At 55.7% G+C, this 19,037-nt stretch carries 22 protein-coding genes and 1 pseudogene; 16 read left to right on the forward strand and 7 right to left on the reverse strand.

What is annotated here, in order from left to right:
- The first annotated feature begins 31 nt into the window (after positions 1 to 31).
- From lepB to recO, 5 genes are all read left to right on the forward strand, one after another.
- Positions 32 to 868 carry a signal peptidase I gene (gene lepB, locus OS190_RS03670; protein WP_267157297.1) on the forward strand — a complete coding sequence of 279 codons (837 nt, stop codon included), beginning with the start codon at positions 32 to 34 and terminating at the stop codon, positions 866 to 868.
- Positions 865 to 1,551, forward strand: coding sequence for a ribonuclease III (gene rnc, locus OS190_RS03675; RefSeq protein ID WP_267157298.1), 687 nt, complete (start codon positions 865 to 867; stop codon positions 1,549 to 1,551). Before lepB ends, rnc begins: the two co-directional genes overlap by 4 nt.
- The gene (era, locus tag OS190_RS03680) at positions 1,548 to 2,456 is read left to right on the forward strand and encodes a GTPase Era (protein WP_267157299.1); all 909 of its coding nucleotides are present in this window, start codon (positions 1,548 to 1,550) and stop codon (positions 2,454 to 2,456) included. The genes rnc and era overlap by 4 nt, the downstream gene beginning before the upstream one ends.
- Positions 2,457 to 2,525: 69 nt before the next feature.
- Positions 2,526 to 2,855 carry a DUF1491 family protein gene (locus OS190_RS03685; protein WP_267157300.1) on the forward strand — a complete coding sequence of 110 codons (330 nt, stop codon included), beginning with the start codon at positions 2,526 to 2,528 and terminating at the stop codon, positions 2,853 to 2,855.
- Positions 2,855 to 3,580: a DNA repair protein RecO gene (gene recO / locus OS190_RS03690; protein WP_267157301.1), complete on the forward strand. Its 726-nt coding sequence runs from the start codon at positions 2,855 to 2,857 to the stop codon at positions 3,578 to 3,580. Before OS190_RS03685 ends, recO begins: the two co-directional genes overlap by 1 nt.
- On the opposite strand, the gene OS190_RS03695 is transcribed toward recO, so the two are convergent.
- From OS190_RS03695 to OS190_RS03705, 3 genes are all read right to left on the reverse strand, one after another.
- Positions 3,564 to 3,956, reverse strand: coding sequence for an META domain-containing protein (locus OS190_RS03695; protein WP_267157302.1), 393 nt, complete (start codon positions 3,954 to 3,956; stop codon positions 3,564 to 3,566). The genes recO and OS190_RS03695 overlap by 17 nt on opposite strands.
- Before the next feature lie 3 nt (positions 3,957 to 3,959).
- A complete protein-coding gene (locus OS190_RS03700) occupies positions 3,960 to 4,478 on the reverse strand; it encodes a TetR/AcrR family transcriptional regulator (protein ID WP_267157303.1) in 519 nt (172 codons plus the stop codon).
- A 112-nt stretch (positions 4,479 to 4,590) separates the two neighbouring features.
- Complete coding sequence (locus tag OS190_RS03705; RefSeq protein WP_267157304.1) at positions 4,591 to 6,279, reverse strand: acyl-CoA dehydrogenase family protein; 1,689 nt, start codon at positions 6,277 to 6,279, stop codon at positions 4,591 to 4,593.
- 143 nt (positions 6,280 to 6,422) lie between these two features.
- Between OS190_RS03705 and OS190_RS03710 the strand changes: the two genes are divergently transcribed.
- On the forward strand, positions 6,423 to 7,187 hold the full coding sequence (locus tag OS190_RS03710; RefSeq protein WP_267157305.1) for a sulfite exporter TauE/SafE family protein: 765 nt from the start codon (positions 6,423 to 6,425) through the stop codon (positions 7,185 to 7,187).
- 2 nt (positions 7,188 to 7,189) lie between these two features.
- Here OS190_RS03710 and OS190_RS03715 read toward each other — a convergent pair whose 3' ends face one another.
- A complete protein-coding gene (locus tag OS190_RS03715; RefSeq protein WP_267157306.1) occupies positions 7,190 to 7,549 on the reverse strand; it encodes a helix-turn-helix domain-containing protein in 360 nt (119 codons plus the stop codon).
- 152 nt (positions 7,550 to 7,701) lie between these two features.
- On the opposite strand from OS190_RS03715, the gene OS190_RS03720 reads away from it, so the two are divergent.
- Both OS190_RS03720 and OS190_RS03725 read left to right on the forward strand, forming a co-directional pair.
- Complete coding sequence (locus tag OS190_RS03720; RefSeq protein WP_267157307.1) at positions 7,702 to 8,643, forward strand: LysR family transcriptional regulator; 942 nt, start codon at positions 7,702 to 7,704, stop codon at positions 8,641 to 8,643.
- Positions 8,644 to 8,743: 100 nt separating this feature from the next.
- On the forward strand, positions 8,744 to 9,460 hold the full coding sequence (locus tag OS190_RS03725; protein WP_267157308.1) for a hypothetical protein: 717 nt from the start codon (positions 8,744 to 8,746) through the stop codon (positions 9,458 to 9,460).
- 68 nt (positions 9,461 to 9,528) lie between these two features.
- Here the strand turns inward: OS190_RS03725 and OS190_RS03730 are convergent, their stop codons facing one another.
- On the reverse strand, positions 9,529 to 11,127 hold the full coding sequence (locus tag OS190_RS03730) for a phosphoenolpyruvate carboxykinase (RefSeq protein WP_267157309.1): 1,599 nt from the start codon (positions 11,125 to 11,127) through the stop codon (positions 9,529 to 9,531).
- Between the two features lie 374 nt (positions 11,128 to 11,501).
- Here OS190_RS03730 and OS190_RS03735 point away from each other — a divergent pair, with 374 nt between their 5' ends.
- From OS190_RS03735 to OS190_RS03765, 7 genes are read left to right on the forward strand one after another with little or no spacing between them, the layout of a single operon-like run.
- Entirely contained in the window at positions 11,502 to 12,203 is a 702-nt protein-coding gene (locus OS190_RS03735) for a response regulator transcription factor (RefSeq protein ID WP_267157310.1), read from the forward strand.
- 33 nt (positions 12,204 to 12,236) lie between these two features.
- Complete coding sequence (locus OS190_RS03740; protein WP_267157311.1) at positions 12,237 to 13,934, forward strand: sensor histidine kinase; 1,698 nt, start codon at positions 12,237 to 12,239, stop codon at positions 13,932 to 13,934.
- A 3-nt stretch (positions 13,935 to 13,937) separates the two neighbouring features.
- Positions 13,938 to 14,390: an HPr kinase/phosphorylase gene (locus tag OS190_RS03745; protein WP_267157312.1), complete on the forward strand. Its 453-nt coding sequence runs from the start codon at positions 13,938 to 13,940 to the stop codon at positions 14,388 to 14,390.
- Positions 14,387 to 15,304, forward strand: coding sequence for an RNase adapter RapZ (gene rapZ / locus OS190_RS03750; protein ID WP_267157313.1), 918 nt, complete (start codon positions 14,387 to 14,389; stop codon positions 15,302 to 15,304). The genes OS190_RS03745 and rapZ overlap by 4 nt, the downstream gene beginning before the upstream one ends.
- A complete protein-coding gene (locus tag OS190_RS03755) occupies positions 15,301 to 15,693 on the forward strand; it encodes a PTS sugar transporter subunit IIA (RefSeq protein ID WP_267157314.1) in 393 nt (130 codons plus the stop codon). Before rapZ ends, OS190_RS03755 begins: the two co-directional genes overlap by 4 nt.
- A gap of 12 nt (positions 15,694 to 15,705) precedes the next feature.
- Complete coding sequence (locus OS190_RS03760) at positions 15,706 to 15,975, forward strand: HPr family phosphocarrier protein (protein WP_267157315.1); 270 nt, start codon at positions 15,706 to 15,708, stop codon at positions 15,973 to 15,975.
- A 53-nt stretch (positions 15,976 to 16,028) separates the two neighbouring features.
- Positions 16,029 to 16,898: a lysophospholipid acyltransferase family protein gene (locus tag OS190_RS03765; RefSeq protein ID WP_267157347.1), complete on the forward strand. Its 870-nt coding sequence runs from the start codon at positions 16,029 to 16,031 to the stop codon at positions 16,896 to 16,898.
- Between the two features lie 87 nt (positions 16,899 to 16,985).
- On the opposite strand, the gene OS190_RS03770 is transcribed toward OS190_RS03765, so the two are convergent.
- Positions 16,986 to 17,861, reverse strand: coding sequence for a 3-hydroxybutyryl-CoA dehydrogenase (locus tag OS190_RS03770; RefSeq protein WP_267157316.1), 876 nt, complete (start codon positions 17,859 to 17,861; stop codon positions 16,986 to 16,988).
- A gap of 155 nt (positions 17,862 to 18,016) precedes the next feature.
- On the opposite strand from OS190_RS03770, the gene OS190_RS03775 reads away from it, so the two are divergent.
- Positions 18,017 to 18,850, forward strand: coding sequence for a DUF6473 family protein (locus OS190_RS03775; RefSeq protein ID WP_267157317.1), 834 nt, complete (start codon positions 18,017 to 18,019; stop codon positions 18,848 to 18,850).
- A 56-nt stretch (positions 18,851 to 18,906) separates the two neighbouring features.
- On the opposite strand, the pseudogene OS190_RS03780 reads toward OS190_RS03775, so the two are convergent.
- Positions 18,907 to 19,037, reverse strand: a pseudogene (locus OS190_RS03780) (electron transfer flavoprotein subunit alpha/FixB family protein); the annotation flags it as partial.

A 19,037-nucleotide genomic window follows, 5' to 3' on the forward strand; every position in this document is an offset into this window, starting at 1 on the left:
AAAAGCCCAATCGACTCGAAAAGGAATCCGCATGGCCGACAAGGAAAAATCCGGCAATGCCTTTGTCGAAACGATCAAGACGATCGTCTATGCCTTGGTGATTGCAGGTGTTTTCCGGACGTTGTTCTTTCAACCGTTCTGGATTCCCTCAGGATCGATGAAAGAGACATTGTTGATCGGTGACTTTCTGTTCGTGAACAAGATGGCCTATGGCTATTCCTACGCCTCCTGCCCATCCTTGATGTTGCCCAGATTTGGTATCGAAGTTGACGCACGCGACATTTGCGGGTCCTTTGACGCGGATAACACGCGCCTATGGGGCAGTGAGCCGGAACGCGGCGATGTCGTCGTATTCCGCCATCCGGTGTCAGGGCGCGACTATATCAAACGGCTGATCGGTTTGCCGGGGGATACGGTTCAGGTCAAACAAGGCCTACTGTATCTGAATGGCGAAGCGGTCAAGGTAGAGGATGCCGGAACATTCGAGGAAGTCATGACCGCCCAGGGCCCGCAGGGGCTGCGTCCGCGCTGTGAGAATGGCCCGGTGGGTGAAGGCGGAACTTGCGAAAAATCCAGACAGATCGAAACTTTGCCTAACGGTGTTGCCCATCCTATTCTCAACATCGGCAATCAGCAGTCCGACAACACCGGCATCTATACGGTACCGGAAGGGCACTACTTTTTCATGGGGGACAACCGTGACAATTCGGCAGACAGCCGTTTGGCACAGCAGGTCGGTGGCGTCGGTTTTGTACCCTTTGAGAACTTGATTGGACGAGCGGACCGGATCATGTTCAGTTCAGCAGGGCGGTCGATGCTATATTTTTGGACATGGCGAGCAGACCGCTTTTTCAAAGGGGTTGAATGAAGCTGAGCGGGGATCTTCGGGCCTTTGAGGGGCGTATCGGGCATGTTTTTTCCGATCCCGCACTGTTGGTTCGTGCCGTCACGCATGCGTCAATGTCGTCGCCAAACCGCGATGACAATCAACGTCTTGAATTCCTCGGCGACCGGGTTCTGGGGTTGGTGATGGCCGAAGCCCTGTTGAGCAGCGACACACAGGCATCCGAAGGACAATTGGCTCCGCGTTTCAATGCCCTGGTGCGCAAGGAAACCTGCGCTGATGTCGCCCGAGAGATTGATTTGGGTCAGGTGCTCAAGCTTGGCCGTTCCGAGATGATCTCTGGGGGGCGGCGCAAGCAGGCTCTTTTGGGAGATGCGATCGAGGCGGTGATTGCGGCGGTCTATCAGGATGGCGGGTTCGAAGCCGCGCGCGCTCTTGTCCTTCGGCTCTGGGGCAACCGTATCGAGTCCGTCAAGGACGATGCACGTGATGCCAAGACTGCGCTGCAGGAATGGGCGCAGGCGCGCAAACTGCAGCCCCCGCAATATGTTCAGGTAGCCCGCAAGGGACCGGACCATGCGCCGGTATTCACGATTGCCGCGCGCCTTGAAAACGGTGCCGTTGCAACGGCCACTGCCCCGTCAAAACGCGCAGCAGAACAGGCCGCCGCAACCGTGCTTTTGGCGCAATTGGAGACAGAAACATGAATACCCGCGCCGGATTTATTGCCCTGATCGGAGAACCGAATGCAGGAAAATCCACCCTGTTGAACCGGATGGTGGGCGCAAAGGTATCGATCGTCACGCATAAGGTGCAAACCACACGCGCGCGCATTCGCGGGGTCGCGATGGAAGGTGCAGCACAACTGGTTTTTGTCGACACGCCCGGTTTGTTTCAGCCGCGTCGCCGTCTGGACCGTGCCATGGTCGCCGCCGCCTGGAGCGGCGCATCGGATGCGGACGTGGTGGTTCTGCTGATTGAGGCCCATCGCGGCTTGAGCGAAGGGGTCGAGCGGATTCTTGAAGGACTGGCCGAGGTGGGGCAGGGACGCAAGATTGCCCTCGCCATCAACAAGATCGACCGCGTTGAAGCCCCCGTGTTGCTTGGGTTGTCCCAAAAACTGAACGACAGATTTGATTTCGCTGAAACCTTCATGATTTCTGCGGAACGTGGGCACGGGGTGGATGCCCTGCGACAATGGTTGGCAGACGAAGTGCCCGAGGGTCCGTGGTTGTACCCTGAGGATCAGATCGCGGACCTGCCCCTGCGGATGATCGCGGCCGAGATGACGCGCGAGAAGCTGACCCTGAGACTGCATCAGGAACTGCCCTACCAATTGACGGTCGAGACCGAAAACTGGGAAGAACGTCCCGATGGCTCCGCGCGGATCGACCAGTTGATCTATGTCGTGCGCGACGGCCACAAGGGCATCGTTCTGGGCAACAAGGGCGAGACAATCAAAGCAGTGAGCAAAGCTGCGCGAGAAGAACTTGAAGCCTTTCTGGAGCGGCGGATTCACCTTTTCCTGCAGGTCAAGGTGCGGGCGAACTGGCTGGAAGATGCGGAGCGATATACCGAGATGGGCCTGGATTTCAAAGACGGGAACACCTGATCCAGAAGGCTGCTGTCGGATTGGACGCAAGGACAGGAGTGAGTTTAAAGGCAAGATGAAGGAGGCGCAGTGGCACGATTGACAACGCGGTTCTGGGTTGATGCCTATCTGGCACGTTTGAGAGTCTTTGACATTCCGGCCTTTGTCGTGACCCACGGGGATGACACGGGCGGGGCGGTATTGGTAAAACTGGCGACGCTCGACGGTAAGGCGGCACTGTTTCAACGATCCTTTGACCTGATGAGTGGTGCACGGCGCTGGGTCGAGCTGTGCTCTGGTCCGGAGCATGAGGTTGATGAAACCATTTCGCGCCAACGCGGGTTTGATCCTGATCTTTGGGTGATTGAAGTAGAGGACCGTCAGGGCCGGCATCTTCTGGATCAGGATGGGCTGGTGTGATGGAGTGGCGTGACCAGGGCATATTGCTGAGTTCACGCAAGCATGCAGAGGCCTCGGTGATCATCGAGGTTTTCACACCCGACCAAGGCCGTCATATGGGCATTGTGCGTGGAGGCACCAGCCGCAAGATCGCCCCCATTTTACAACCCGGCGCGCAGCTTGACCTTGCCTGGCGGGCGCGGCTTGAGGACCATATAGGTAGTTTCATGGTCGAACCGGTGCGCAGCCGGGCGGCGATTGCGATGGGGGACCGGCTGGCGTTGGCCGGGTTGAACACGGTCACGGCATTGTTGCGGTTCTGCTTGCCAGAACGCGCGCCGCACCGGGCACTCTATGCCCGCACCGAGGCCCTGCTGGATCTGCTGGGGCAGGGCGATATCTGGCCTTTGGCCTATTTGCAGTGGGAAATGATGCTGTTGGAAGAGATGGGTCATGGCCTTGATCTGAGCAACTGCGCGGTGACGGGGGACAGCGAAGGGCTGGCTTATGTTTCGCCCAGGTCTGGGCGGGCGGTGTCGGCCAGGGGGGCCGGAGACTGGGTGGCGCGCCTGTTGCCCTTGCCGGATGTTCTGCGTGGATTGGGCGAGGCCACGGATGCCGAAATCCTGCTGGGACTCAAGACCACGGGCTATTTCCTTGAAACCCATCTGGCGCAAAATCTGGGTGACAAGCCGTTGCCGGAAGCGCGAGCACGCTTTGTTGAGGCGTTCAGTCGCGGGATTTGAACACCAGGCGCGGGCCTTCTTCGTCCGACATGGTCATGAGGTTATCTTCGATGACGACGACATTGACTGCCTCCAGCGCGGCAAAATAGGCTGTTTCGTCAGCCAGATCGGGGCAGGCCATGCGGGTTGCTGCAATCGGGCCGATGTCGATCCAGGGATAGGGGGTTGTATTTGTTGCGGTATATCGATTGCAGGGGGCCTGGCCAGTGATCTGATTGCGTTCAGGGAACATGAGGGTTGTGGTGGCATCAAGGCGCCGGCCATCCAGGGTGACCAGATGCCATTCATGATCTGCCCCGCCATATCGGCGCAGGGTTTCATCAGGTTGGAACACGGTCAGCATCAGGATCAAAGCCAAGAGGAAATGTGAGGGCATATGTTATTCCAGCGCCAGGATTGTATCGACCAGCGTTTCGAAAGCGGTACTGCCGCTCTGCGCGTCAAGCAACGGCAATCCGATCAATGTTGCCTGCAAGACGCGTGCGAAATCGGGATTGCCAAGACCAAGGGTCGTTAGCATCCGGCCCAAAAGACGCAGCCGTTCTGCATCGATGTCCGCGAGGGTTTTTGCGGCACGTAGATCACTTTGGGCCCAGATGCGCAATTTTGGTTCGACCGGATCCGACAGGATTGCCTTGCCGAGGGCACGTAGGCGATGCTCGACCTCACCGGTTTGACCCACGACTTGCATCACCTGCTCAAGGGCGCGGGTTTGCCAGGTTTTGAGCAATGCATCCTGAAACGTGCTGACGTCCTTGAAATGCCAATAGAATGATCCCTTGGTGGTGCCAAGCGCCCGTGCCAACGGTTCCGCACCCAACGCACCTGGACCGGAGACCGCCAGGGCGTCAAGTCCGGCATGCAACCAGGTGTCAGGGGAAAGACGGGGACGGGACATGAGGGCTGATACCGCTCTTGGCGGAGGAGAGGCAAGGGATGCCTCTCCAGATATTGCAATCGCATGGCTGCTATGCGCCAGGGGACCTGACCAAGCGACGGTTGGCGGCCTTTTAGTCGAGCAAGCGGCGCGCAATCACCTGTGCCTGAATCTCTGCCGCACCTTCAAAGATATTGAGGATCCGCGCATCGCAGAGCACGCGGCTGATCTTGTATTCCAGCGCGAAACCGTTGCCCCCATGGATCTGCAAACCGTTGTCCGCAGCAGCCCAGGCAACACGGGCACCCAAAAGCTTGGCCATGCCAGCCTCGACATCACACCGGCGCCCCTCGTCCTTTTCGAAAGCAGAGAAATAGGTAAGCTGGCGGGCCATCATCAATTCGACCGCCATCATCGCCAGTTTCGAAGAGACCCGCGGAAAGTTGATCAAGGCCTTGCCAAATTGTTTGCGCTCCTGGGCGTATTGTATGGAAATATCCAGCGCCGATTGGGCCACGCCAATTGCGCGGGCGGCGGTTTGGATTCGGGCGGACTCAAAGGTCTCCATCAATTGCTTGAAACCCTTGCCCTCTTCGCCACCCAACAGGTTTTCGCCTTTGACGTGGAAGCCGTCGAAGGCGAGTTCGTATTCCTTCATTCCACGATAGCCAAGCACTTCGATTTCGCCACCGGTCATGCCGTCAGTGGGAAAGGGATCATCGTCCGTGCCAGGAATTTTTTCCGCGAGAAACATCGACAGGCCTTTGTAATTGTCGGTCTCGGGATCTGTGCGGGCCAACAGGGTCATGACATGGGTGCGGGCCGCATGGGTGATCCATGTCTTGTTGCCTGTGATCCTGTAGTCATCCCCTTCTTTGACAGCGCGGGTGCGAAGGGAACCAAGGTCTGAACCGGTATTTGGTTCGGTGAATACCGCGGTCGGCAGGGTTTCGGCGCTGGCGATACGGGGCAACCATTTTTCTTTCTGTTCCTGTGTGCCACCAGCAATGATCAATTCTGCGGCGATTTCAGAGCGCGTGCCGAGTGAACCGACGCCGATATAGCCGCGGGACAATTCTTCGGAAACGACACACATTGATGCCTTGGCCAGACCGAAACCGCCAAATTCTTCGGGGATGGTCAGGCCAAATACACCCATTTCAGCCAATTCCTCGATGATCTCCATCGGAATCAATTCGTCTTTGAGGTGCCATTCGTGGGCAAAGGGTTCTACCTTTTCCACGGCATAACGACGGAATTGTGCGCGGATCATTTCAAGTTCTTCATCAAGACCGGTTGCACCCACCGTGATGTTGGCGGAATGCTCCTGCATCAGGGTGACCAACCTGCTACGCGCGGCTTGGGTATTACCATCTTGGGTCAGCGTCTGGATTGCAGGTTCCATCAATGCCCGCATGTCCTCCTGGCTTAACCCCATATCTTGGAGGCGCAGGATTTCGCCCTGGTTCATCTGGATTCCGCCATAGATCTGCCAGAGATATTCTCCAAAGCCGATCTGGAGGATCAACTGTTCGGTTTCGCCAAATAGGCCTTGGTCGGACAGGTTGACGGCCCATTTGTGCATCTGGCGCAAGGACTGCACATAAGTAGCGAGCCAGGCGATACCATGTGCCGCAGTTTGATGTGTCTCTATCAACTCTGCCGAGATGCGGCCCTGATTGCTGACCAGGGCGCGCACGCTGGTCTTTGCCTTTTTCAGAAGTGCTTCGACCGGCGGCACGGCCGCTGCAGTTAAAGCAAGCAGATCATCCAGCAAAACCGGCCGCTGCGTCATTGTCAGATCCTGACCATCATGTGCCATAATATGTGTTCCTTTTTGTTGCAGTGCAAATAACGCCTTCGCAGGCGCAGCACAACAAAGATACGTTTCGCTGCGGTAATTTGTTCGATAATTGCGCGCGCGAATGGGGCGTGCAGCTGAATTTTCAGGTGTTATGTAGGGCTATGGATACGCTCTTCCCCTTTTTGGGGCCTCTCACGCTGATTATCGTATTGGGTATCGCTTTTTTGGCAGGATTCGTCAAAGGCGTGGTGGGGTTCGCCTTACCGCTTGTTCTGATTTCGGGGCTGACTCTGTTCTTGCCGGCAGAAATTGCACTTGCCGGGGTGATTGTGCCCCTGTTGGTCACGAATGCCATTCAATCGCTGCGCAAGGGGCCAGGGGCGGCATGGAATTCGGCCAAAAACTTTCGCACGTTCCTGATTTCTGGCGGCATCGCCATGGTCCTTGCCGCGCAGTTGGTCCGTGTGGTTGCTGATACGGCATTGCTCGCCATCATCGGGGTTACAGCGGTTATCTATGCGCTGCTGCAATTGGCGGGCGTTCGGTTAACGCTTAAGAGGCGCAGCAATGGTGCTGAGGCGACGATCGGCACCATGGCAGGTTTTTTTGGCGGGCTTTCAGGGGTTTGGGGGCCGCCGACGGTGATGTATCTGACCGCAATCGGAACGCCCAAGGAGGACAGTCTACGCATACAGGGCGTAATCTATGGCGCGGGATCTGTGGTCTTGTGCATTGCGCATGCCGCCTCGGGCGTGGTTCGCGCCGAAACTCTGCCGTTTTCGATACTGTTGATCCTGCCTGCGGTCGCCGGCATGTGGGTCGGGGGCAGGGTGGTTGACCGCATTGATCAGGAAAGATTCAAAGCGGCGACCTTGATCGTGCTGCTGATTGCAGGCGCAAACCTGATTCGCCGCGCGGTGAGCTGACTTCAGCTGCGTCGCGCGACGGTGATACCGGAAACGTCTTCAATGAACGTGACGATCCGGGATTTGATATCGTCGTCCTTGATGGCGGCAAGTGCAGTTACAATTTCCATACCAGGATCATTCTGTGGTGGCGTATTCTGGTTGTCATGCAGACCGTCAAAGAAGAATGAGGGCGGCACATCCAGGATCTGTGCCAATTCGAACAGCCGGCTTGCGGCGACGCGGTTTGATCCAATTTCGTATTTTTGGATTTGCTGAAACGAAAGATTAAGCTTTCGGGCGACATCTGTTTGCGACAGGCGACGCAGGGTGCGAATCTGTTTGAGCTTACGACCGACGTGGATATCGACGGGATGAGACATTGGGAAACCTCTGGTTGAACAATCTAAAACGGTATTCCCCAGAATCCCATTTGCATTCAATTGCATAGATTCATCCTTTTTCAATACATCAATAGTTATGATATGTATGATAGTTGTTGCTTTAATGGGTGATTTCTTTACCAAGGCATGCAATGAATCAATCTGCAGCATTTGAAAACGGAACCGCGGCCTTGCCAGCAGATGCGCCACCGGCGCTTCTGTTCGAGATGATCCGTTCCTTCGTAACACTCGCCTCCACATTGAATTTGAGCCATGCTGTAAAGGATTTGGGAAGCACGCGACAAACCGTGCGCCGTCATATCCTGCAGCTTGAGGCCTCGATGGGGGCACCGCTTTTTTTGATTGAGGATCGTCGGTATCATTTGACGTCATTGGGAGAGAGCGTTCTACCTGATGCCAAAGACATCCTTGCGCGCGGTTCACTTTGGTTGAGCGGGCAATCGCGATCAGTCGGTCAATTACAGCGGTTGCAGGCGAATGTCGGGGAATGGGATTTTTATCAGCAACAACAGCCGCTTGGGGCGATATGGACCGATCCTTCGTTGTTGCTGCGTGAGACATTTCGCGCTTGGGCGATGGCTGGTGGCGAAATTGAAAGCCCCGCTTTTGCACATGTGCGTCCCTATCTGATCATTTACCGGCACACTGACATTGGCTGGATCTGCGTCGAATTCGGCGAAAAATCAGTTTATGTGAAATGGTTCGGACGGGATTATGCCCGGTCGAGCATTGGCCGCCCGATCAGCAAAATGCCTGCGGGAGAGGAATTCTCGCATCTTATCGACGAGGCCTTCAATGAGGTTCAGACGGCCCAAATGGCGCGATTGGATCATGTTTTCACCCGAATGCCGCGCAAGGGTGGCGAAGAACTTGCACCAGTTGCATATCAACGATTGATGCTCAGCGGCTGTTTTCCGGATCGCTCACCGGCTGTGATGTCGCTCGTTCTGCCCGTGGATTTGGTTAATATTGACGGAATGGAAGGAATTGACCTGGGTGATTTGGACTCTGTGCAACCCCATGAATTTTCACCAGAAAACGCAATTTTTGAAAGTTTGCTAGAGGAATTGTAAGGCAAATTTTTCCGAATTTTGTCAAAAGTATGTCAAATAACGGGTATTTTTTGGATAATTGAATTAACCTTTCATCAAGTTTGGTGAAAGGAACCCGCCCATGACGATTCATTTTCCACGAGATGCCGCGCCGTTTATCGCTACGAGCCGCGACATATTGCGCTCCTATGGTATTGAAATCACTATAGGTAGTAACTTTGAGGACTATAGCGCGATAATCAAATCTGAGCGAAAAGTGCAGAATTTGGGTGCCCCATTTGACTATGAAAAATACCAGTTAAAAGAGAATCAGTCGTTCTGGCTGATCGGACGAAATGCCGAAGGTGATCTGATTCACACTCAGGCCGCCAAGAAAGTACCGCTGAAGGGCAATTCGCTGGCGACACATCTTCTGACCAGGTTTCGCGATTTCCCGCCGCCCATTCCAGGGGTTGATTTTGAACGCTCGCGCTATCGTGCAACGCCAGGGGCGCACCGGATCAAGGGCAATGTCGTCTATCACGGTGAGGTCTGGATGGCCCCGGAAGAAGGGCGCTATCGAGGTTCCGGCCTGTCTACGGTCTTGGCGCGCACCGGCCTGTTGGAGGTCATGCGCCGTTGGAATGCTGACTACATCTATGGTTTCATGCTGCGTCAGGTCGCTTTCAAGGGCTTTGCGGAACGGATGGGCTATATGCACAATGAACCGGGTGCTTTGGCCTGGCATGTCGCAGGACGTGAACAACCATTAGAAGCGTTTCTGACCTATCTCAGTCAGGAAGATGCCAAATTCGTTCTGGATATTCCGGTAGAGGATCTTGTCGCGCAAGCGGCCTGACCAACCTGCGCCAAATCAAAAAGGGCCGCTACGTATTGCGGCCCCAATTTATTCGATTGTTTGGCTATTCAGCCAATAGCCGCCGATTTTACATCATCGTCAATGAACGGAAGATATTGTGCAAAGTTTTCCGAGAACATCGCGATTAGTTTGGCCGCCTGTCTGTCATAGGCTTCGGGGTTGTCCCAGGTGCGGCGTGGATCCAGCAAGATGTCGGCAACACCACCCACCGAGACAGGCACTTCAAATCCGAAATTCGCATCCTTGCGGTAGGTCACATCGGCCAGCCCGCCCTCAAGCGCGGCGGTCAACAATGCACGTGTCGCCTTGATTGGCATGCGACTGCCCGTTCCGTAGGCTCCACCGGTCCAGCCGGTGTTTACCAACCAGCAGGTTGCGCCGTGCTGAGCAATCTTTTCACGCAGCAGGTTGCCATAGACCTCGGGCCGGCGCGGCATGAAGGGTGCGCCAAAGCAGGTCGAAAACGTCGGTTCGGGTTCTGTCACACCGCGTTCTGTACCCGCCACCTTGGAAGTAAAGCCGGACAGGAAGTGATACATTGCCTGAGCGGGCGTCAATCTTGCGATGGGGGGCAGCACGCCAAAGGCATCACAGGTCAACATGATTATGTTCTTGGGGTGGCCACCTACCGCTTTTTCAGAAGCGTTGGAGATATAATGCAACGGATAGGCGCAACGCATGTTGGCTGTCAGGCTATCGTCGTTGAAATCAAGCTCTTTGGTGTCCGGATCAAAAACCATGTTTTCGATTACTGTCCCGAATTTGGAAGTCGTGTCGAAAATTTCCGGCTCGGCTTCCCGGCTCAGGTTTATCGTCTTGGCATAGCACCCGCCTTCGAAGTTGAAAGTGCCATTGTCGGACCAGCCGTGCTCATCATCACCGATCAAGATGCGTTTCGGATCTGCGGAAAGCGTGGTTTTACCGGTTCCGGACAGTCCAAAGAAAACCGCTGTATCCACCGGGTTGCCGGTGGCGTGGTTGGCTGAACAGTGCATCGGCATGATGCCCTTTTCCGGCAGTAGGTAATTGAGAAGGCTAAAGACGGACTTTTTGTTTTCCCCGGCATATTCCGTGCCGCCAATCAGGATCAACTTGCGGTCAAAGTTCATTGCGATCACAGTTTCGGACCGGCAATCGTGTTTTTTCGGGTCTGCCAGGAAGGTTGGGCAATTGATCACTGTGAAATCGGCGATGAAATCATCCAGATCCGCGCGTTCAGGGCGGCGCAGCATTGTCCGGATGAATAACCCGTGCCATGCCAGCTCCGTTACCATCCGTACATTGATGGCATGGCGTTTATCGGCACCGCCAACCAGGTCCTGAACGAAATAGTCCTTGCCCTTCATATGAGCGGTCATGTCTTCATAGAGCGCGTCAAACCCTTCGGGCGACATCTCCGCGTTGTTTTCCCACCAGATCGTATCCTTGACGCTGTCAGTCATCACGACATGTTTGTCTTTGGGCGAGCGGCCCGTGAACTTGCCCGTGGTGACAAGGAATGCGCCGCCATTGCCCAATGTCCCCTCGTTCCGCTTTAACGCGGTTTCGACCAACGCGGGTTCTATCAGGTTATAATAGACATTGCCCAGCCCGCTGATCTGTTGATCTTCGAGGCGGAACTGCGGGTTTACCCGTCCAAATGTCATGTATTTTCTCCCGTAGGCGCACGGTATGTTGGCGCAGAGCTGACGTAATTGACCAACTGGTCGCGACCCTTCGGGTCATCCTTTGGGTCATAATGGGCCTCTTAACACGAGGTTTTGCGCAATGAACAGATAGCCTGGCCTTAGTTAGCGCCATCATGGCAAACTTTGGCCAAAGGGGGGGCGAATAGAACCAAGTGTAAACATCCAGTTGGACGGGAAAGTGCGGCAATTTAGCCATTCCTAACCAAATTATGGCGGAAATGTGGCCACGATACAGAGTGATTCGCAGTTTGCGATTGATTCGGCGCAGAAAAATGGTGATCAATGATGCAAAACATAAAAAACGAAAATTGAGCAGTACAAGGAAGCAGGCAATGTCAAAAATTGCATTGGTGGACGACGACAGGAATATCCTGACGTCTGTGTCGATGACTCTTGAAGCCGAAGGTTTCGAGGTGGAAACGTATAATGACGGTCAGGCCGCATTGGATGCGTTCAACAAGAAACTCCCCGATATGGCAGTGCTGGACATCAAGATGCCGCGCATGGACGGGATGGACCTGTTGCAGCGTTTGCGTCAGAAGACCGCAATGCCGGTCATTTTTCTGACGTCAAAGGACGATGAGATTGACGAAGTGCTTGGCCTGCGTATGGGGGCCGATGACTATGTCAAAAAACCCTTTAGTCAGAGACTGTTGGTCGAACGGATCCGCGCGTTGTTACGTCGGCAGGATGCCGTGGAAACGGGTGAGGTTGGCGATACCGAGGAAACCAAGGTCATGGATCGCGGTGATCTGAAGATGGATCCGCTGCGCCATGCAGTGTCCTGGAAGGGCAAGGATGTATCCCTGACAGTCACCGAATTCCTCTTGTTGCAGGCGCTGGCGCAACGTCCCGGTTTTGTAAAGTCGCGAGATCAGTTGATGGATGTCGCCTATGATGATCAGGTGTATGTCGACGATCGCACCATCGACAGCCACATCAAGCGCCTGCGCAAGAAGATGCGCACGGCCGATGATGAATTCTCTGCGATTGAGACACTTTACGGTATCGGGTACAGATATAACGAAGAGTGATCTTACGCCGTGGCGATTGCCGAAAGGAATTTTGTGCGTGACCTAAGCACAGCTGCAAGGGAAGGTGATATTGTTCTGGGTGACGATTGGGTCGCGCCGGACAACACCGGCTCTGAAGAACTGCGTGTTCGCCGGGAACGGCGGGGGCTGTTTTCGCTGCGCAGGTCACCCCTGACGCGCAAGATCATCACGTTCAATCTGATCGCATTGAACGTGCTCGTCGCGGGTATCCTTTATCTCAATTCCTCACGCGATTCTCTTGCCGTGCAACGCGCCGCGGCCCTGGTCTCTGAAGCTGAGCTGATCGCGGATGTGATCGAGGCAAAGCTGCCTGAAGGCGAAGCGGTTGCACTGGGCAATCCTGAACAGATTGATGTGGTCTCCGCGGTCAAGGTGCTTGATCTGCGCAGTGGCGTTGATGTTTTTGTTTATGACACCGACGAAACACTGCTGGCGCAGACCGAAGGCAAGCTGCCCCTGGATCGGGTCGGCATCAAAAGTCAGGGCAACCGTACGGTTTTGATGGATGGATTGGGCTGGATCTGGGACAAGCTGTCTGCGCCCTTCAGCTCGGGTGCCGCCCCTGAATTCGTTCCTCTGACAGAACAGTTCAAACCACTTGTGGCCAGCAGCCTTGAAAGCGGTACGCGCATCGAGGACAGGTTTGACGGAGAAGGCGGCAGGTTGTTCACCGTCATGACGCCAATCATGCAGGGCGAGACTGGCGTTGGCGTCGTGGCCATCGCTTCGGCATCTGGTGAAATCGATAGTCTTGTGCGGGGGGAGCATGAGCGTGTCCTGCAAATGTTTGTCATCGCAACACTTGTTTCCATCGGCCTCAGCCTTGTGCTGGCTTCGACCATCGCCAACCCGCTTGCCGATCTGGCCGCTGCCGCCGAATTGGGACGTGATAAAAATGCACGCAAGATGAACCCAGGCCGCATTCGAATCCCCGATCTGACAGGTCGCCCGGATGAGATTGGCCGCCTTTCTGGCGCAATCCGCGGCATGGTGTCAGCACTGTACAATCGTATTGATGGCAACGAACAATTCGCGGCTGACGTCGCACATGAAATCAAAAACCCCCTGGCCTCGCTGCGCTCTGCCGTTGGCACGCTGCGCATGATCAAACGCGAAGACCAACGCGAGAAGCTGCTGGATGTAATCGACCATGATGTGCGCCGGCTGGACCGTCTGGTCAGCGACATTTCAAATGCGTCCCGCCTGGATTCCGAACTGGTGAAAGAAGAAGAAGAACAATTCGATCTTTTGCATATGGTCGCAAACTTGGGCCAATACCTTGGGGAGGATGCAAAAAAACAGGGTATCGATTTTGTCACAGACCTGCCAGATGATCCCATTCTGGTGCATGGTCTTGAGGCGCGCCTCGCGCAGGTTTTTGTCAACCTCATCACCAATGCGATTTCGTTCTGCGAAGAGGGCGATGCGATCCGCGTCTGGGCGCGCAAACGCGAAAACCGCGTGCTTGTTGTCGTCGAGGACACCGGGCCGGGCATTCCCGAACAAGCATTGTCCAAGATTTTCAAGCGTTTCTATTCGCAGCGCCCGGATGAGCATTTCGGCAATAACTCCGGCCTTGGCCTTGCGATTTCCAAGCAGATCGTAGAAGCGCATGGCGGCGTAATTTGGGCCGAGAACATTCGTCCGACGCAGGCCGATGTCACCTCTGATCCTCTGGGCGCGCGCTTTGTGGTGGGCCTGCCGACGTAATCGATGGGGCCAGTGCACAATCCGAACTCCTCCCAGTCGGAAATCATCCATGCAAGCTGTGTTCGCGTGGCCGCGAAGGCCGTGCTTATCCGCGGTGCGTCCGGTACGGGGAAATCCTCGCTTGCCTTGCAACTCACCGCATTTGGCGGCGAACTTGTCGCAGATGACCGCACGATCCTTAGTGTCAGCAACAATGTGCTTTTTGCTGCTTGTCCCGATCCGATCGACGGCAAGATCGAGGCACGGGGGGTGGGGATCCTGCGGCTTCCCAGTGCTGGCCAAACGCCGGTTGCATTATTGGTTGATATGAACAAGGCTGAGGATGCTCGCCTGCCTTATCGGCATACCGAAATGCTTCTGGGTGTCACGCTGCCCTGCCTCTGGAATGCCCCGAGCCCGCATTTTGCAGCCGCAGTCTTGCAATACCTACGCCATGGAATAGATCACAAAATATGAGCGAACCCGCCGCCATTCCACTTTCACACACGTCCTCGTCTGGGCGCCGGGTGGCACTGGTGACAGGGCCTTCGGGCGCCGGCAGGTCATCGGCGCTGAAGGTGTTGGAAGACGCAGGGTTTGAAGCGATTGACAATCTGCCACTGCGATTGTTGCAGACCGTGCTGGAAGAAGCGGGTCAGGAGCGCTCGATCGCACTGGGCATCGATGCCCGTACACGTGATTTTTCAACTGCCGGACTGATCAACCTGATGGAGGAATTGGTGGCACGCGATGATCTCGCGGTTGATCTGCTATATCTTGATTGTGCGACCGACGTCCTGCTGCGCCGCTTCTCGGAAACCCGTCGCCGGCATCCCCTGGCCGCTGACGGCCCGCCTGTCATGGGCATCGAACGCGAGCTGGAACTTCTGCGCCCCCTGCGGGCACGGGCGGATGTGCTGATCGACACGACAAACCTGAACGTGCACGACCTGCGCGCCGAAGTGGAGCGCTGGTTTTCCCCCGATGGCCAACATCATCTGACGGTTTCGGTGCAGTCTTTTTCTTACAAACGCGGCCTGCCACGCTCCGTGGATATGGTCTATGATTGCCGGTTTCTGCGAAATCCCTATTGGGATCCCAGCCTGCGCCAGGCCAATGGCACCGACCCGCGCGTTGCTGCCTATGTAGGTCAGGATCCGCGCTTTGAAGCCTTTGCGGATCAGGTCCTGAACCTCAGCAAACTGCTGCTGCCTGCTTACAAGCAGGAAGGCAAATCCAACATCTCCATCGCCTTCGGCTGTACCGGCGGTCAGCACCGTTCCGTGACGTTAGCCGAGAACCATGCTTTGCAGCTTGCAAACTTGGGCTGGCAAGTGTCAATAAGGCACCGCGAGCTTGATCGCCAGCATGAGAGTAAGGCGCAGACGTGATCGGAATAGTGATTGTCGCACATGGAGGTTTGGCGCGGGAATATCTCGCGGCTATAGAACATGTTGTGGGTTCTCAGAATGGTGTCCGTGCCATCGCGATCATGGCAGATCATGACCGCGCGGCGAAACAGGACGAAATCTGTGCCGCCGCTGATGAGGTTGATCAGGGCGCAGGCGTGGTAATCGTTACCGACCTTTTCGGTGGCTCTCCTTCCAATCTGTCGATGCGGGCCTGCCAGCCGGAAAATCGCCGTATTGTCTATGGCGCGAACCTGCCGATGTTGATCAAACTGGCAAAGTCCCGTCAGATGGATGTGCCCGACGCCGTGCGCGCCGCCCTCGAGGCCGGTAAGAAATATATAGACAGTCAGAATGTCAGCGTCAGCTAGAGGCCTCCCTGAATGACCCAAATCTCCCTTCAAATCGTGAACATCAAGGGGCTGCACGCGCGGGCCTCTGCCAAATTGGTAGAAGTTGTTGAGGCATTTGACGCCCGCGCCGAGGTCAGCAAGGATGGCATGACTGCATCAGGTGACAGCATCATGGGGCTTTTGATGTTGGCAGCAGCCTGTGGAAGCACTATTGAGGTGGTCACGTCCGGGCCGGATGCCGCGCCCTTGGCAGAAGCCTTGACCGCATTGGTCGCAGATAAGTTTGGCGAAGGCGACTGACGCCTGCAAGCGGACCTGAAAAGGGGATCTTCTTGGTTGATGACACAGGCTCCATAAACCGGAACTCCGCGGCTTCGAACGGCAGCGGGGATGATGCACCGTTAAAATACGACCGTCGCAGCCTGTCTTATGCCTCAACCTTCGAAGATCCGCTCAAATCCCGTATCATCAGCGCGATCGAGCTGCTGACCGGCAAGCTCACGATCCTGCGTCTGGTGCGCCAGTTCGAACGCGCCGGCGCACCAACAGGCCAGGCCTTCTGGCGTGGCGCGCTCGATACAATGGGCATCGATCTCACAACCCCGCAAGAGCAACTGGACCGTATTCCCAAAGAAGGCCCTGTCGTGGTGGTGGCGAACCATCCGCACGGGATGGTCGACGGCATGATCTTTGCCGATCTGATTGGCCGCGTGCGCCCGGATTACCGGATCCTGACCCGCTCCCTGTTGACCTCGATTGACGAGGTCGCGGGCAGCTACATGATCCCGGTCCCTTTTCCCCATGACCCTGACGCACAGCGCAAAGGCGTCGAAATGCGGGCCAGAGCGATGAAACATCTCAAGGAGGGCGGTGTGGTTGCGTTGTTTCCTTCCGGTGTGGTCGCGGCCTCCGAAACCTGGTGGGGCCCCGCGGTTGAGTCGGAATGGAACGTGTTTACAGCCAAGATGATCCGCCGGTCAGGGGCCACCGTCGTGCCGATGAAATTTCCCGGTCAGAACAGCCGCGCCTACCAGATTGCGAACAGGATCAGTCCGATGTTGCGGCAGGGCTTGTTGCTGCATGAAATCGTGCACAGCTGCAACAAACCTCAGGCCCCCATTGTCGGCCATCCCATCGACCCTGCAGAAATCGACAAATATGCTGATGATCCGCGCGGCTTCATGGCGTGGCTGCGTGCGCATACCCTTGCGCTCAAGGACTGATCTCTCTCTTTTTGGCCTTATATACCGTCCGCACTCTCCACGGGAACCGCCCGCTGGCGATGACCACTCGCGGGCGGGCGTTCCCGATCACCTGGTCGGCACTGGGGTATCACCGCGATAGTCATAGAACCCGCGTTGCGTCTTGCGGCCCAACCACCCGGCTTCGACGTATTTTGTCAACAGGGGGCAGGGGCGATACTTGGTATCGGCTAGACCGTCATGCAGCACGTTCATGATGGCCAGACAAGTATCCAGCCCGATAAAATCAGCCAGCTCCAGCGGCCCCATCGGATGATTTGCGCCCAGCTTCATGGAACTGTCGATCGACTGCACGCTCCCGACACCTTCATAGAGAGTATAAACCGCCTCATTGATCATCGGCATCAGGATGCGGTTCACGATGAAGGCGGGGAAATCCTCGGCCGAGGCGGCGGTCTTGCCCAGCCTGTCCACCACCGCCTTGCAGGCGGCAAAGGTTTCCTCGTCGGTTGCGATCCCGCGGATCAATTCCACCAGTTGCATCACTGGTACGGGGTTCATGAAATGAAACCCCATGAATTTCTCCGGCCGGTCGGTACCGCTGGCCAGTCGGGTGATCGAAATCGACGAAGTATTCGAGGTCAAAATCGTTTCCGGTTTGATATGGGGCAACAGGTCTTCAAAAATCGCCTGTTTGATGGTTTCGCGTTCTGTTGCTGCCTCGATGATCAGGTCACTGGGCCCCAGATCGGTCAGTTGCGTGGTGGTCAGGATCCGGTGCATTGCCGCGGTCATATCTGCCTCGGCAATTTTGCCGCGTGCGACCTGTCTTGCCATGTTGCCCTTTATCGTCTCGACAGCAGTTTTCAGTGCGTCCGCACTGATATCTGTCAAGGTCACGTCATAACCGGCCAGGGCCATCACATGGGCAATGCCATTGCCCATCTGTCCTGCGCCTACGATGCCGATTGTCTGGATGTCCATGCCCGATCCTTTCAAGATTTGGTGCATAATAAGAGGCTGGAGGGGCGGGCCGCAAGGTGCCGCGTTCAATTGATTTTTCTGTAAATTCCCCCGTTAACAAATTCACAAGTCTTCGAACGCTAAGTCCAACTCGGGTGAGCAAGAAGGTGGGTGAAATGACCTATGAAGTACTCGGGGCGGGTGCCCTCGATTATCTACCTTGCCGATATGGCAAGTCCAAACTCCTGTTTCGCGGGCCGAGGCGGGATTTGACCAAACCCTATCTCGCTTTTGTCGGGGCGACCGAAACCTATGGAAAGTTCATAGACAAGCCATTTCCTGCGCTGGTCGAGGAAGGATTGGGGCGCACTTGTGTGAATTTCGGCCAGATCAATGCGGGCATTGACGCCTTTTCAGTGGATCCTTTCGTCATCAAGGCGGCTTCAGAGGCCGAGATCGCCATCGTGCAGGTGATGGGCGCTCATAACATGAGCAATCGTTTCTATGCGGTGCACCCTCGCCGCAATGATCGGTTTGTCACCACTTCGACATTGCTGCGCACCTTCTACCGTGAGGTGGATTTTGCCGACTTTCATTTCAATAAACATATGTTGAACTGTCTCAAAGAGGTCTCACCGGAACGTTTTTCCAAGGTGAGAGAGGAGTTGCAACAGGCATGGTTGGCGCGCATGCGCCTGATGTTGAAGCGGATTGATGGGAAATCAATTCTGCTGTGGTTTTCCGATCATGCACCAGAGGACGAATCGACCTCCTATCAGTACGGAATCGGGCGCGACCCGCTGTTTGTGACACGCCAGATGATGGATGAAATCGCTCCATTCGCAACCCATGTGGTTGAGGTCGTGGCCTCACCCGCCGCTTTGGCCGAGGGCACAGAGCGGATGATCTTTGATGAACTGGATTTTCTGGCCGCCTCCGAACTCCTGGGCCCGAAGGCGCATCAAGAGGCTGCTGATGCCTTGATAGATGTGCTCAACAACATGGCCTAACACAAAAGGCCCACCGTCACCGGCGGGCCTTTGCATCAAGAGAACCCTGATCGGGATCAAAGTTTATTGAGCATTTCCGGCACGGCCTCGAAAAGGTCCGCGACGAGTCCGAAGTCAGCGACCTGGAAGATCGGGGCTTCTTCGTCCTTGTTGATGGCGACGATGATCTTGCTGTCTTTCATGCCGG

Origin of the sequence: Sulfitobacter sp. F26204, from assembly GCF_026410305.1 — a bacterium.
Taxonomy (GTDB): Bacteria; Pseudomonadota; Alphaproteobacteria; order Rhodobacterales; family Rhodobacteraceae; genus Sulfitobacter.